This is a genomic window from Sphingorhabdus sp., assembly GCF_044239005.1.
Taxonomy (GTDB): domain Bacteria; phylum Pseudomonadota; class Alphaproteobacteria; order Sphingomonadales; family Sphingomonadaceae; genus Sphingorhabdus_B.
Genome location: NZ_JBIICH010000005.1, coordinates 1 through 14,610, shown reverse-complemented (window position 1 = coordinate 14,610; position 14,610 = coordinate 1). Strand labels below are relative to the sequence as shown.

The following is a 14,610-nucleotide window of genomic DNA, read 5'->3' as shown; positions in this document are numbered from 1 at the left end:
AGGTGGCGCAAAATCGAAAAAGGAGGCTGCTACGTTACTACGGCCTTACTATTCAAAATTGGGTGTGTGCGTTCGGGATGAAAGAGCGCGCCAAATAGCCGCTCTGGCCAAATCGCGGAATGCGCTTAGGTGAGACTTTAGTCTGAACTACTTCGCGGCTGCCTGATGCTGCAACATCATCCCTTGTGCGTGGCGGCGTTGAAAACCCTTCCATAATGTCACGCCATCGCCGCCGGGACTATACGCACCCCATGGCGTTCCGGCGGGCGCATTCCACACGCCATCATCTGAATTTTCCGTGGCCACTTTAAGATACGCATTTTTGCTTTCGTCGCCCCGTAAATGCACCGCCAGAAACGCGGAAATAAAGTGCAGGTTGATGGCGTTAATCCGGTCCCGCCGCCAAATCGGGTCTTCGAACCAGTCAATGTCCCACAGCGAACCGCGCATTTCGGGTGGCGTAGGGTTGAGCGCGATTGCATGGCCCGCCTGCTTGTAAGTCAGCAAATAGCGGTCGGCATTTACGGCGCCACCAAAGACGGCCAGCGCGCCCGTTTTATAGTCAACCGTAAAGTCGCTATCGCCGTGTATCAGAAGCAGCGGCGCCGTTAGCGCGGCGAGGCCCTCGGCCCCCCATGCGCTGCTCGGTGCGCCGCCAGCGGGCGCCAGTGCCACCACAGCCTTGACGCCTGGCACTTTGATAGCGTCCGCATCCGCACTGCCGCGCGCGAATTTCTTTAGCCACCCGCCCGCAACCGCATTCATATTCGGACCCGCAGGGTCAAGCGTTGCGCCACCTGCGGTGAGCACCCCATAACCACCTTGTGAATAGCCAATGAGCGCAACATTATCCGGGGCAATCAAATCCCCCAAAGTGGCGCGGAGCTGCGCCGCTGCAAATACAATGTCCTGCGGCCTATTGAAATTCGGCGCAGCACGCGTGGTTGGTGCAACGACATAAGGGTTTGGATCGCGGTGATGGATCGCCGCGACGACATAGCCTTTTGACGCCAGATTCTCGGTCAACCACGTCATCACCGCCGGGTTGTTGCTATAGCCATGGCTTATAATGACCAAGGGGTGCTTGCGGCCTGCGGCTGGCGCGCCCGCAACCGCGATACCATTTTGCGTGAACGCGACCGGCGGAAGCGGTGGCTCTGCCCATAAGCTGCCGCGATACAGAACGGGTTTGGCGCCCTTTTTCGCTATGGCGGGATACCAAATGTCCACCTGTACATTGCGGTCGACAAGGCGAACGCTGCTGGGGTCCGCATTTGCATTTTCTACGTCGGGCTGGCCACGATGCGTGAAGGTGACGGAACGAAAGCCAACGCCATAGGCGCCCAGCGCCGCAAGCTCCGGCGCATCCGCGCCCGGAACACTGGGTGGGCTGGCGTAGATAGGGGCACCCAGCAAGATCAGCATGGAAGCGATAACGCGCCGCATCATGCTATCAACTCCTCGGTTTCGGCTGAAGCCGACGGCCACGCCAATTGCTGTGCCATCCATGGATATTCATCGATGAGCGGCGGGAAGATTTTTTCCTGCAACACCTGCTGGCACAAAGCCGCGGTTAGGCTGGGGATATTGCCCAATTCATCGATCCGCGCGACGACTTGGACCGACCGTGAAAACCGCCCCCTTGTCATTGGCTCGGCGCGCAATTGGGAAAGCAGTTCCGGTACCGCGGCCAAGCAAACGGGCGTGGTAATCGCCCAACCAATCCCCGCTGCCACCAATGCCAATTGCTGATGCGACGATTCGACTTCAACCATCTGCGGCAGTTTCAGCTTCATCCGGACAATCTGACGCTCAATCTGCTGCCCCGTTCCGGTAAGCCGCGAAAAGCGGATGAAGGGCAATGACGATGGCAAGCCGACAAGATCGAGCGGCTCTCGAAAATCTTTGGGGAAAACCAAAATGAAGCTTTCCTCAAACACAGGGTGCAGCTCGACTGTGTCACGATGCTCAAGATTAAAGCTGCCGGTCACGAGCATATCAATGTCGCGCGCCAGAAACTCGCCCTGATGCTCCATGGAGATACCCGACCGGATATTCCACCGGTCTGCCCGCGCACCGAGGCTATGCAAAATCGGGGCGGTCAGTTGGTTGGCAAGGCTGAATGACATCGCGACCGTAATGCTCGATATCGGCAAGTTTGCGCCTTCACGGACTTCGTCATAGGCCAGTCTGGCGTGGGCAATCAGCTTTTGCCCGCGCGCAAAGAGCGACTTTCCGCTCGCCGTCAGGCCCAATGGCCGCATCGTGCGGTCAAACAAGGACGCGCCTATGCCGGCCTCAAGCTTCGCGATGGTTTGGGAAACCGCCGATTGTGTCACCTGCAAATGGGATGCGCATTGCGACATGCCGCCAAGTTCGACGGTCATCACGAATACTTCGAGCGCGTGCAGATCGAATTCTTGTGGCAGTTTCATGCAGCAACCCTCCCAAGCGTGCAGGTATAGCCAATGGCTAATATTACCTCAGCTAATGGCTATTCGAGACCGCCAGTAATAGTGCTATGCATTTTCGACATAGGCAGATTATGCGCCAGCTGCGTTGCAGGCTTGCATCACTTTGCTGGACGTCGGCCCAGGGGCAAAATGTCCGCTTATATGTTCCCGCTGCAGTCCGGATTGCGATGCAGCGCCAACAATCCTCTGAGCGTACCCAGACACATGCACAGCAATATCAAAGCCAAGGGCAAGCCCGTGGCGATTGCACCCGCCTGAAGCGACGTGAGGCCTCCGCTAAGCAACAGAACGACGCCAATACCGCCCACCGCGACCAGCCAGATGGTCTTTTGCCGAAGCAAAGTATCGGTGCGTCCGCCCGCGGTCATGGTGTCAATCACCAGCGTGCCCGAGTCCCAGCCCGTCACGAAAAAGATCAAGATCAAGCCAATGGCAACAAATGACGTGAGCTGCGCCCAAGGCAACGTGCCGAGCAGCACAAATAGCTGCGTATCCAGCGACGCTTTGGCCAAGTCCGCACCATTGCCCGCGACGATTTGCGCAATGCTCGCGTCCCCAAATATCGTCAGCCACAAGATGCCAAGCAGGCTGGGTGCGATCATGGCCCCGGCAATGAATTCGCGCACCGTCCGGCCCAATGAAATGCGCGCCATGAACATGCCCACAAATGGTGCCCAGCTGATCCACCATGCCCAGTAATAGACAGACCAATCATTGTAAAAGCCGGTGTCGGTGCGGCCAACCGGATTTGATAATGCCGGCAGAAATTTGAGATAGTTGACGATATTGGTCGCAAGATCGCCGATAAGCTGAAGCGTGGAGCCTGTGGTTAAGACAAACACCAGCAAGGCAAAGGCAACCCACATGTTGACCTCGCTCAAAATGCGGATGCCGCGATCAATGCCACCCCGGATCGACAGAAACGTAATTGCGGCCATCACCGCTATCAACGCCAGGATCGTGAGTGACGAGCTCGTTACGCCGTAAAGATAAACGATCCCCGCCATCGCTTGCTGCGCGCCAAGCCCAAGCGACGTGGCCAGTCCAAAGATCGTCGCAAGGACCGCAAGCACTTCTATGACGTCGCCGGTGCGGCCCCAAACCGCCTTTCCAAATAAGGGATAGAATGCCGACCGCATCGACAACGGCATTTTGAAATCAAAGCTGAAGAGCGCAAGCGCCAGACCGGTGACTGCGAAAATGGCCCACGGATGCAACGCCCAGTCAAAAATGGTCGCCGCCATAGCGATGCTGCGTGCCGCTTGTGCGTCGCCAACGGCGCCACCCAACGGCGCCGCAGGACCGCCTGCCATCGAAGAGGTGAAATGGGTCACTGGTTCACCCACGCCGTAAAAAACCAGCCCGATGCCCATGCCTGCGCCAAACAGCATCGCAAACCATGACAATCGCGAATAATCAGGCGTAGCGCCTTTGCCGCCCAACCGGATTTTCCCCAGCGGTGAAAGTGCGACAACGACGCAAAAGATCAGCAGAAGATTGCCCGACATCATGAAGAACCAGTCGAAATGGGCAACCGCACCGCTGCGCAAGCCCGCAAACAGGTCCGCCGATGCTTTAGGCGCGATCAGGCTGAATAAAATGACCGCGAACGCAATAATGGCCGTCGGGAAAAAGACAGCTGGATTGATATGCATTCCACCCCAATGGCGATTGGATTGGCCATAGTTCCCCAGATCTATTGCTTTGTCCCAATCCGCCAATGAACTCTCCTTAAGGTCTCAAGCCACCATCAATGGCTGGCAGCCGCCGTGAACGCCGTCCACAGCCATGCGGCAAAACTGCGCCACACCTCAACATGGAAACGATCTTCACCGTCGCGAATGATGGTGATTTCCACTGTTTCATAAATTGTTCGTGTGGCCCGGCCGACTGCAAAATTGTCGAGATCAAGCGGGCAACCTGTCATCAGCAGTTCCGCTGCGCGTGGCCCTTCAAGGACAAGGCAGATCGACCGTTCGCTGATATCGGTGATGGCAACCGGCAATCCCGCGCCGGTTGGCATGGCCGTCTCCGCTGCCGTGCGCAGGAGCCATTCGTCCGGACCAAGGCACGCAATGCCACCTTCGGTCGCGCCGATTTTCTGTGGCACTTTTGCGTTGAGCACAGTTTCCAGAGCCTCGGCAGTGCGCGCCCGCAGCGAATAACGCTTCAGCGGTGCAGCAAGGCTGATGCTGACACCATCGGCTACGTAAGGCGTTGAAGGAACGGGGTCGTTCCTGAAAAGGGCGTCAGACATGCAGCCGCGCTCCTTCTGCATCATAAAAAACCATGCCGCTCACTTTCGCCTCATGCGTTTTGCCCGGCATCGGGATGTGCAGCGTGCCGCCCATCATCTCGTGCCCACCTGCCACTAAGGCAAAAGCGATCGACCGGCCAAGCGTTTCGCTCCAGTAGGAAGAGGTCACATGGCCGATCATCGTCATCGGGATTGGCTGGCGCGGGTCGGCAACAATCTGCGCACCTTCTTCCAATACAACATTCGGGTCATCGGTCAGTAGCCCGACCAATTGTTTGCGCCCCGGCGCAACGATGTCAGGCCGTGCCATGGACCGTTTACCGACAAAGTCCGGCTTTTTCTTGCCCACCGCCCAATCGAGACCGGCATCAAACGGGGTTATGGTACCGTCGGTATCTTGTCCGACGATAATGAAGCCCTTTTCGGCGCGCAGCACGTGCATAGCCTCCGTGCCATAGGGGGTGATGTCAAATTTCGCACCCTCTGCCATCAGCCGTTCCCACAAAGCGCGACCATAAGCGGTCGGCACGTTGATTTCGAAACCAAGTTCGCCCGTGAAACTCACCCGGAACAGGCGCGTTGGAATGCCGCAGATTGTGCCTTCGCGAATGGCCATATGCGGGAAAGCATCGGCGGACAGGTCAATGCCCTCCACCAGTGGTTCTAACAATTTGCGCGCATTCGGACCTTGCAGCGCAATGACCGCATATTGCTCGGTCGTGCTGGTCAACCAGACGTCAAGGTCAGGCCATTCGGTCTGGAGATAATCCTCCATCATATTCAGCACACGCGCGGCACCGCCGGTTGTGGTCGTCAGATGGAACCGGTCGGGCGCCAACCGCGCCGAAACACCGTCATCGGTGATGAAGCCATCCTCTTTCAAAAGCAGCCCATAGCGGCACCGGCCTGGCTCAAGCGCTTTCCAAGGGTTGGTATACATGCGGTTCAGGAATTCGGCGGCATCGGGGCCAACGACTTCAATCTTGCCCAAGGTCGACGCATCAAAAATGCCGACTGACGACCGCACCGCAACGCATTCGCGGTTCACCGCCGCGTGCATGTCCTCGCCCATTTTGGGGAAGTAACGCGCGCGCCGCCACTGTGCGACCAGTTCGAACACTGCGCCATTTTCGGCGGCCCAGCTGTCGATATTGGTCGTCCGTGTCGGTTGGAACAATGCGCCCTTTGCATGACCCGCGAACGCACCGAAAGTCTGCGGCGTATATGGCGGGCGAAAGCTCGTCAGACCAATATCGGTCACCGGCTTGGCAAGTGCTGTTGATGCAATCTGCAAGCCATTGAGGTTCGATGTCTTGCCCTGATCGGTCGCCATGCCGTTGGTTGTGTAGCGCTTGATATGCTCGATAGAGCGAAAGCCCTCACGCACCGCCAGCTTAATGTCCTTTGCGGTGACATCATTCTGGAAATCGACAAAGGCCTTTATCCGGCTTTGGTCCTTGGGCGTTGGCAACACATCAATAATCGCGCCGCTGCCAAAATCCCAGCCGCCTGAACATGCCCCGACACAGCGTACATTCTCGTTCGGTTGATCGGGAACATACGCGCCAATGTCATCGCGCCATGCAAGCGATCCTTTGCTGTGCGACCATAAATGCACACTCGGCGTCCAGCCGCCAGCCATCAACAGCGTATCGCAATCGATGCGCGCGCCGACATAATCGTCATTATTGCAGATCTGGATGGATGTGACGCAGTGCCGGCCATTTACGCCAGTGACGCTATGATTGAGGTGCACGTTGATGCCAAGGCGGTTGGCCTCGTCCAGCAGCGCAGAGGACACGTCGGTGCGCACGTCGATGATCGCCGCGATGCTAATACCCGCTTTTGCCAAGGCAAACACATCATGCCAGCCGCTGTCATGCGCGGCCATCAACGCAACCGATTTGCCGACCGCGACGCCGTAGCGAAGGCCGAAAACCTTTGCGGCGGAGGACAGCATCACGCCGGGCGTGTCGTTGCCGTCAAAAACGAGCGGTCGTTCAATCGCACCTTGCGCAAGGACCACTTCACCGGCCCGCACGCGCCATAATTTTTCGCGTGGGCTGTCCGAATTGTCCGGCATGTGATCGGTCAACCGCTGCACCGCGCCGATAAAGTTGTCGTGATAATAGCCGAACGCCGTCGTGCGGGTGAGTATCGTGACATTGGGCGCATCGATGAGCGCTTTGCGGCTGCGTTCCAGCCACGGCCATAGAGCCGGATCAGCAAGCGCACCGCCGCCAAGTTCATCCTGTTCATCGATCAGGATGATCCGCTTGTTCGAACCCATCGCTTCCAATGCGGCATCAATACCAGCGGGTCCCGCGCCAACGATCAACAGGTCGCAATGGGCATAAGTGGATGCATAAATGTCGGGGTCTTCTTGGGTCGGCGCATCGCCAAGTCCAGCCATCTTGCGGATCGCTGGTTCATACAGCTTCTCCCAAAAAGAACGCGGCCACATGAAGGTTTTATTGTAAAAACCAGCGGGGAAAAACATACCCAGCCGGTCGTTTATCGCGCCAAAATCGCGCTTAAGCGATGGCCAGCGATTCTGACTGAAGGCGTTGAGCCCCGCATGAATCTCGACACTGGTCGCACGCAGATTGGGCGTGAAGCGACCTGCCCCCCGATCCACCGATATGAGTGCATTCGGCTCCTCACTGCCCGCTGCCATAATGCCGCGCGGGCGGTGATATTTAAACGACCGGCCGAACAGACTGATACCATTGGCGAGCAAGGCCGAAGCCAAAGTGTCGCCGGCGAAACCTTGATAGGAATGTCCGTCAAAGCGGAATTCCACAGGCCGGTTGCGATCAATGCGCCCGCCATTTTCGAGACGATATCCGCTCATCGCCGCGGCTCCCCAGCCTTGTAAGTCGTTTCAAATTTGTCGGTCACTGTGTCGCGCACGGCGTTGAAAAAGCGACCGCAGCCATGCACATGCCGCCAGCGTTCGTTATGCCGCCCGCGCGGATTGGCGCGAATGAAAAGATAGGCTTCCCATTCTTCGTCGCTCTGGCTTGACGGGTCCAATGGGCGGGCAACATGCGCCTGCCCGGCATTGGCAAATTCGATTTCAGGACGTTTCTCGTCACAATAAGGGCAGTGAATTAAGATCATTAGTGTGCCACCGCCGCTGCTGCTGCCTCGTCAATCAACCGGCCATTGCGGAAGCGGTCGAGGTTGAAGGGCGCGTTGATACGATGCGGCTCGTCCTTCGCCATGGTGTAGGCGAGCAAATCCCCGGCCCCCGGCGTCGCCTTAAAGCCGCCAGTGCCCCAGCCGCAATTGACATACAGCCCCTTGACCGGGGTCTTGCCCAATATCGGTGAGCGGTCGGGTGTCACGTCGACAATCCCGCCCCACGTGCGCAACATCCGCATCCGCCTGTAAATCGGGAAAATTTCGCAGATTGCGGCAAGCGTATGTTCGATAATGTGGAGCGCGCCGCGCTGCGAGTAGCTGACATATTGGTCGGTGCCTGCGCCAATGACCAATTCGCCTTTGTCCGACTGGCTCATATAGGCATGGACTGTGTTCGACATAACGACGCACGGGAAAGTAGGTTTGACGGGCTCTGAAACCAGCGCCTGCAGGGGGTAGCTTTCCAACGGAAAGTCCAAACCGGCCATCTGCATAACAACAGACGTATTGCCCGCCGCCGACACGCCAATACGCTTTGTGGCGATAGGCCCGCGGGTGGTTTCAACGCCTTCGACCGCGCCATCGGCACCGCGCCTTATAGCCGTAACCGCGCAATTCTGGATGATATCAACACCCAAAGCCGCCGCGGCCCGCGCATAGCCCCACGCCACTGAATCGTGCCGTGCCGTGCCGCCGCGCCGTTGCAACGCCGCACCCAACACAGGATGCCGCGCATCGGGCGAAATGTTCAAGGGCGGGCAATAATCCTTGGCCTGCTGCGGTGTCAGCCATTCATTGTCGACACCGTTCAGCCGGTTGGCATTGATATGCCGTTGCAGGCTCTGCACATCATGCACATTGTGCGCGAGCATCATGACGCCGCGTTTCGAATACATGACGTTGTAGTTCAGTTCCTGGCTCAAACCATCCCACAGCTTCACCGCATGATCATAAAGATGCGCGCTTTCGTCATAGAGATAATTTGACCGGATAATCGTTGTGTTACGCCCGGTATTGCCGCCGCCGATCCAGCCTTTTTCAAGCACGGCGACGTTGGTAATCCCATATTTTTTGGCGAGATAATATGCCGCGCCTAGCCCATGCCCGCCGCCGCCAACGATGATGGCATCATAAGCCGGTTTTGGTGCAGCATCGGGCCATTGTTCGGGCCAATCCTGATGTCCGCCAAGCGCTTTGGCGAAGAGACTGAAGGCACTGTGGTGGGTCATGATATTTTCTCAAGCGCAGCTGTAGCGCGGCTCACATAGAAACTCTTGAAGTCGTCGACCAGTTTTTCTTCAACGGCATAAGGCCCCTGAATATAGCCATCGCTGGCGATCCCGCGATGGTTGATCGCAGAGAAATGCCCGTCCTGCTCGTTTGTTTTGCGCCACAATGCGGCCAAATGATCGGGATCGTAATCGACACCCTCAACGGCATCTTCGTGCACCAACCAACTGGTGCGCAGCAATGTCTTGTCCGGCGAAATCGGGGTCAGTGAAAATGTCACAACATGATCGCAGCAGAAATGGTGCCAGCTATTGGGTTGAGTCCAAACAGACAGGCTAGACGTTTCAGGCGCAGTAAATGGCCCGATCAATTTTTGACACGCAAGCTTGCCATCTATCGATTGCGTTACTGCGCCATTGGCCAGCGCCAGCCGCGCGACCCGGTGCCACCAGCCGTCGGGAAATTCGATCAGATCATGGTCGATGCCGAGCGCTTTCCACTCTTCATGCTTCGCCGTATTATCAGGCGCATCTTTACCAAAGCCTGTTGTCCCAAGCACACTAATCAGTTCAGGATGACCGACGTCGCAATGGTAACATTCGCGATTATTCTCCATCACCAATTTCCAGTTGGCGTCTTCGATATAATTGTCCTGAACAACGACCTTTAGCTTTTCGAGATCATATACCGAAATCTGTTCGGATATGTCGGCCTTTACGCGGTCAATCGGCGGCGGATTGTCGCCCAAGCAGACGAAAATAAGTCCGCCGACATTTTCCAACGTCACAGGCGAAAGGCCATGATCTGCTTTGTCAAAATCCTCCGCCATGCTGCGCGCGGCAAGAAGCTGACCATCAAGACCGTATGTCCATTGATGATAGGGACACATTAAACGCGGTGCCCGGCCACGCTGTTCCAGGCAGATTTTGGCCCCGCGATGTCGGCAGCTGTTCCAAAATGCGCGCACTTGCATGTCGCGGCCACGCACAATGACGACGGAATTCTGCGCCAGTTCGAACACGAAGAAATCACCCGGATTTTTCACATGCGCGACGGTACAGGCATAAAGCCAAACCGATTTTAGCATGACCTGCGTATCAAATTCGAACGCGGCGTCGCTGACATATAATTCGCGCGGCAGGGTATGGCCCTTGCGATCCTGCGCCAACAAATCGGCGATGGGGGCGAAACGCGACATGGGCTTAGCTCCTCAGTGCATTATTGTCAGGGTCGAACGGTGAGTCCGCGATGATCGTCGCCTTGTGGCGAACGCCCAAGATCGCGATTTCAAACTCTGCGCCTATCTGCGCCAAATCAGGCCGCACCATCGCGAGCGCAAGCGATTTGCGCACCCGCCAACCATAACCGCCAGACGTCACGCGGCCGACGATATCATCGCCGTGATAAATCGGCTCAGACCCGCGTGCATCGGCATCGGTCACACCATGCACTTCCATCGTCACAAGCGTGTTGGCAGCGCCCCGTTCGCGCCATGCAAGCAATGCATCGCGGCCATGAAAGGTCGGTTTCTTCAAGCTGACAAAGCGATCCAACCCGCTTTCAAACGCGGAATATTCAACCGACAATTCACGCGGGATCAGCTTGTAGCTTTTTTCGAGCGCCATCGACGTCATCGCGCGGATACCGAACGGCTTAATCTCAAACTCGGCGCCGGCCTCCATCAACCGGTCAAAGATGTAATTCTGCATTTCGATCGGATGATGGATTTCCCAACCAAGCTCGCCGATGAAATTGACCCGCAGCGCATCGACCTGCGCCAGACCAATGCTCATTTTCTTGCCGGTCAACCATGGGAAGGCGTCATTAGACAGGTCGGTATCGGTCAGCTTCGCCAACACATCGCGCGAACGCGGCCCCGCCAGAACGAGCACGCCCATCGCCGTGGTCAGCCGTTCAAAGCTAACGGATCCATCGCGCGGCAGGGCCTTTTTCAAATAGTCATGGTCATGCCGCTCATAGGCGCCAGCCGAGACAAGATAATAACGCTGCGGCGCGACTTTATAGACGGTGAACTCACTGCGCACGCCGCCCTTGTTGGTGAGCAGATAGGACAAGGTTACGCGTCCGACCTTTTTCGGCACCGCATTTGTCAGCAGCTGGTCGAGCCAGGCTTCCGCACCCGGGCCTGATATCTCGCATTTGGCAAATGCGCTCATATCCTGAATGCCGACTTTTTCGTGCACATGGCGACACTCATTGCCGACATGCTCGAAATAGTTGGAACGACGGAACGACCATTTTTCACGGATGGGTTCATCTGCAACGACGGGATGATTGTCGTTCAAAAGGACGTCCGGCTTGTCGAGATCAGCTTCGCTGAGCGCATAGCCCTCAGGCGCAAACCAATTGGGGCGTTCCCAGCCGAACACACTGCCAAACACCGCTCCGAGCGCCTTCATTCGGTCATAGCAAGGGGTGCGACGCAATGCGCGTCCCGCTTCACGCTCTTCATCGGGATAATGCACGGTGAAGACCTTGGCATAGGCCTCCTCGTTCTTTTCAATCAGGAATCCGCGCCCTGCATAATCGCCAAAGCGGCGCGGATCGACGCCCATCATGTCGATCGTCGGTTCACCATCGACAATCCAATGTGCCAATTGCCAACCAGCGCCACCTGCGGCGGTAACGCCAAAACTGTGTCCTTCATTGAGCCAGAAGTTTTTCAGGCCCCATGCAGGTCCGACAATAGGTGACCCGTCGGGCGTATATGCAATTGCGCCATTATACACGCGCTTAATGCCAACCTCGCCAAAGGCTGGCACGCGCTTCATGGCGGCGAGAATATAGGGCTCAAGCCGTTCAAGCGCGTCAGGGAACAGTTCATATTCGCTGGTTGCAGAAGGACCATCCACATAGCAGGCCGGCGCACCCAATTCATATGGCCCCAACAACAGTCCGCCCGCTTCCTCACGCATATAATAGCTCGCGTCGGATTCACGCAGGACGCCCATTTCGGGCAAACCGGCTTTTTTGCGCGCCATGATGTCCGGGTGCTGCTCAGTCACGATATACTGGTGCTCGACAGGGATCACGGGGATATCGAGGCCGACCATTGCGCCTGTCTGACGCGCGAAATTGCCGGAGCAGGAGACGACATGCTCGCAGGTGATGTCACCCTGATCCGTTGAAATAAGCCATTCGCCGTTTGGCTGCTGCGTAATCGCCGTGACGGTTGTGTTGCGATAGATGGTCGCGCCGCGTTGCCGCGCGCCCTTGGCCAATGCCTGCGTGAGATCGGCTGGCTGGATATAGCCATCATCGGGATGCTGGATAGCGCCGATAACGCCGTCCATATCCGCAAGCGGCCAAATATCTTTTACGTCGTCGGGGCTCAGGAAATTGACATCGACGCCAATGGTGCGCGCAACGCCCGCATAATAATTATACTCATCCATCCGGTCTTTGGTGGTCGCCAACCGGATGTTCGTGACTTGCGAAAAACCGGCATGCAGGCCGGTTTCTTCCTCAAGCGTCGGATATAATCCGACCGAATATTGGTGCAGCTTGCCGACGGAATAGCTCAGGTTGAAAAGTGGCAGAAGGCCCGCGGCATGCCAGGTTGAGCCAGAGGTTAACTCCTTACGCTCAAGCAACACGACATCGCTCCACCCCATTTTTGCAAGATGGTACAACGTGCTTACGCCGACAACGCCGCCACCAATTACAACCGCCCGTGCTGTGCTCTTCATAATATCCACCAATTTTCGTTATCGCGGCCCTATGTCAGACTAAAAGCTGGTGCGGCAATCGGATTGCGCCGTTGAATCACAGCAACAGTTTTTTCTAATATTAAATATTAGTACTGTTTACTTGGTGACCAAGCAAGGCCGGGAAAAGGCGCTGATTTCCTAGCGTGTCGTGACCGAACAATATGCGGCTGTCAAAGTACCGTTCGGTCCGCCCAATGCGCGTGGGTTCCACTGCTGATCTTATGTGGCAGAGCGATTCTGCACACCGGTCCTTCATCAAAGCGTTTGCAGTCGATCAGGATGCATTCTGACGTTCCACGGTTTTCGTCAGTCACAAAGCTGACAAGATACCCGTCGTCTTCGTCTGTGGCGCCCACGCGCGGGGCAAAGGGCGCTTCGCTGGCATAGCGCCCATCGGGGAGCTGAACGTCCCACGACTCGCCAGTGACCAAATCATGTTTGACGAAGCCGGTGAAGAGGAACCAGCCCGGCTTTGACGTCGTGCTATAGGCATAACGATAGGGCAGCCCCAAATAACGCTGGTTCATCATCCCGAACTCTAAAATCCGGTCATCCAACCGCTCTTCGCGTGTGGAGCCATCTTTCAAGTTGAAGCGCCAACGGTGCAGCTTGGGCTTGAAGCTATGTTCGTCGACATAGGCCATCATATGCCCATAGCCGTCGGCATTTTCGATCGGTGGCGGATAGGGATCCTCTTCGAAATAGCCGTCGAGGATGACCTCGTCCCCTTCCTCATAGGCATTGATGAAGTGCAGGACAAAGGTCGGGTCCGCTTCAAACCAGCGGATATCTTCGGGTTGGCCATAACGTGGAATGAGCGCGAAACGCGATGGCAGCCCTTCGTGCAGCCGCGTCACATGGACATCGCGCTTCAACAACTCCTCATCCCAGAACAAAGGGAAGTCGCACAATATTGACCAGTTTTCGGTGAACATCATGTCATGCGGCAAACGCGGCCCGGGAAGCGGGATGGGCACATAATGCGCCAGCTTTCCGCTGCGGTCGACCACGCCATAATGCATATAAGGCGCATGTTTGGAGTAGTTGAAAAACAGCAGCTCGCCAGTGCGTTCATCAACCTTAGGATGCGCCGAAATGCCGTCCAGCGGCACCCAGGACGCAACGCCCTCTTGCTCCAGCGTTTCAGGGTCGAGCACATAGCCTTCCCCGCACTGGTAGAAAGTGGATACAGCCTTGCCAGCATGCACGATGATATCGGTGCTTGATGAATCCTTCAGGCTGCCATGCGCGCCAAAGCCGGGGCGTTTCGACACGCTCACCTTGTCCATCAACCCGCCCCAGAGCGAGCCGCCAGCGTCCTGCTCCGCTTGGAAACAGCGGGTGCGCACAAAACGATTGCGGTAGCTTGCCTTACCACCCGAAAAATCGATCTGGTGGATCATGCCGTCGCCGTCAAAGGGATGATAACGGCCAAGCGGCTGATGGATCTGGTTTTCGGTGTTGCGCAAATACACGCCGTCAATGTCGTCCGGAATGCTGCCTGCGATCACCTCAAGGTCCGTTGCCGTGACTTCTTCATGCTGCGGCGTCCACGCACCGTTGAGATAGGGGTGGTTGCTCGGCTGCAGCGTCGCTTTCACCGGTGGCAATTTGTCGACTAGCATTGCGTGCTCTCCTCAGGCCTTAGCCTAGGTCGAAAGTCACCCCTTGCGCAAGCGGCAGTTCATTCGAATAGTTAATCGTGTTCGTCGCGCGGCGCATATAGGCTTTCCATGCGTCCGACCCGGATTCGCGACCACCGCCCGTTTCC

Annotated in this window: 10 protein-coding genes; all 10 read right to left on the bottom strand. The window is 56.8% G+C overall.

Annotated elements, in window-relative coordinates; all coding sequences use genetic code 11:
* Nucleotides 1-147 precede the first annotated feature (147 nt).
* Nucleotides 148-1,449, bottom strand: a complete 1,302-nt coding sequence (locus tag ACILQA_RS00800) for an alpha/beta hydrolase family protein (protein ID WP_395627971.1) — start codon at nucleotides 1,447-1,449, stop codon at nucleotides 148-150.
* Nucleotides 1,446-2,435, bottom strand: a complete 990-nt coding sequence (locus ACILQA_RS00795) for a LysR family transcriptional regulator (RefSeq protein ID WP_395627970.1) — start codon at nucleotides 2,433-2,435, stop codon at nucleotides 1,446-1,448. Before ACILQA_RS00795 ends, ACILQA_RS00800 begins: the two co-directional genes overlap by 4 nt.
* A 176-nt stretch (nucleotides 2,436-2,611) precedes the next feature.
* Nucleotides 2,612-4,129, bottom strand: a complete 1,518-nt coding sequence (locus ACILQA_RS00790; RefSeq protein WP_395627969.1) for a BCCT family transporter — start codon at nucleotides 4,127-4,129, stop codon at nucleotides 2,612-2,614.
* 95 nt (nucleotides 4,130-4,224) lie between these two features.
* Entirely contained in the window at nucleotides 4,225-4,731 is a 507-nt protein-coding gene (locus ACILQA_RS00785; RefSeq protein WP_395627968.1) for a sarcosine oxidase subunit gamma, read from the bottom strand.
* Entirely contained in the window at nucleotides 4,724-7,585 is a 2,862-nt protein-coding gene (locus ACILQA_RS00780; RefSeq protein ID WP_395627967.1) for a 2Fe-2S iron-sulfur cluster-binding protein, read from the bottom strand. The genes ACILQA_RS00785 and ACILQA_RS00780 overlap by 8 nt, the downstream gene beginning before the upstream one ends.
* A complete protein-coding gene (locus tag ACILQA_RS00775; protein ID WP_395627966.1) occupies nucleotides 7,582-7,854 on the bottom strand; it encodes a sarcosine oxidase subunit delta in 273 nt (90 codons plus the stop codon). Before ACILQA_RS00775 ends, ACILQA_RS00780 begins: the two co-directional genes overlap by 4 nt.
* Nucleotides 7,854-9,107 (bottom strand): sarcosine oxidase subunit beta family protein, encoded by a 1,254-nt coding sequence (locus ACILQA_RS00770; protein WP_324478398.1) that lies wholly within the window; start codon nucleotides 9,105-9,107, stop codon nucleotides 7,854-7,856. Before ACILQA_RS00770 ends, ACILQA_RS00775 begins: the two co-directional genes overlap by 1 nt.
* Nucleotides 9,104-10,306 carry an aromatic ring-hydroxylating dioxygenase subunit alpha gene (locus ACILQA_RS00765; protein WP_395627965.1) on the bottom strand — a complete coding sequence of 401 codons (1,203 nt, stop codon included), beginning with the start codon at nucleotides 10,304-10,306 and terminating at the stop codon, nucleotides 9,104-9,106. Before ACILQA_RS00765 ends, ACILQA_RS00770 begins: the two co-directional genes overlap by 4 nt.
* 4 nt (nucleotides 10,307-10,310) lie before the next feature.
* On the bottom strand, nucleotides 10,311-12,818 hold the full coding sequence (locus ACILQA_RS00760; protein ID WP_395627964.1) for an FAD-dependent oxidoreductase: 2,508 nt from the start codon (nucleotides 12,816-12,818) through the stop codon (nucleotides 10,311-10,313).
* Nucleotides 12,819-13,009: 191 nt separating this feature from the next.
* On the bottom strand, nucleotides 13,010-14,464 hold the full coding sequence (locus tag ACILQA_RS00755; RefSeq protein WP_395627963.1) for a carotenoid oxygenase family protein: 1,455 nt from the start codon (nucleotides 14,462-14,464) through the stop codon (nucleotides 13,010-13,012).
* Between the last annotated feature and the right edge of the window lie 146 nt (nucleotides 14,465-14,610).

Excerpts from the sequence above, each read along its gene's own strand:
- ACILQA_RS00800 (WP_395627971.1), bottom strand. The coding sequence starts at position 1,449 with ATGATGCGGCGCGTTATCGCTTCCATGCTGATCTTGCTGGGTGCCCCT.
- ACILQA_RS00795 (WP_395627970.1), bottom strand. The coding sequence starts at position 2,435 with ATGAAACTGCCACAAGAATTCGATCTGCACGCGCTCGAAGTATTCGTG.
- ACILQA_RS00790 (WP_395627969.1), bottom strand. The coding sequence starts at position 4,129 with ATGCATATCAATCCAGCTGTCTTTTTCCCGACGGCCATTATTGCGTTC.
- ACILQA_RS00785 (WP_395627968.1), bottom strand. The coding sequence starts at position 4,731 with ATGTCTGACGCCCTTTTCAGGAACGACCCCGTTCCTTCAACGCCTTAC.
- ACILQA_RS00780 (WP_395627967.1), bottom strand. The coding sequence starts at position 7,585 with ATGAGCGGATATCGTCTCGAAAATGGCGGGCGCATTGATCGCAACCGG.
- ACILQA_RS00775 (WP_395627966.1), bottom strand. The coding sequence starts at position 7,854 with ATGATCTTAATTCACTGCCCTTATTGTGACGAGAAACGTCCTGAAATC.
- ACILQA_RS00770 (WP_324478398.1), bottom strand. The coding sequence starts at position 9,107 with ATGACCCACCACAGTGCCTTCAGTCTCTTCGCCAAAGCGCTTGGCGGA.
- ACILQA_RS00765 (WP_395627965.1), bottom strand. The coding sequence starts at position 10,306 with ATGTCGCGTTTCGCCCCCATCGCCGATTTGTTGGCGCAGGATCGCAAG.
- ACILQA_RS00760 (WP_395627964.1), bottom strand. The coding sequence starts at position 12,818 with ATGAAGAGCACAGCACGGGCGGTTGTAATTGGTGGCGGCGTTGTCGGC.
- ACILQA_RS00755 (WP_395627963.1), bottom strand. The coding sequence starts at position 14,464 with ATGCTAGTCGACAAATTGCCACCGGTGAAAGCGACGCTGCAGCCGAGC.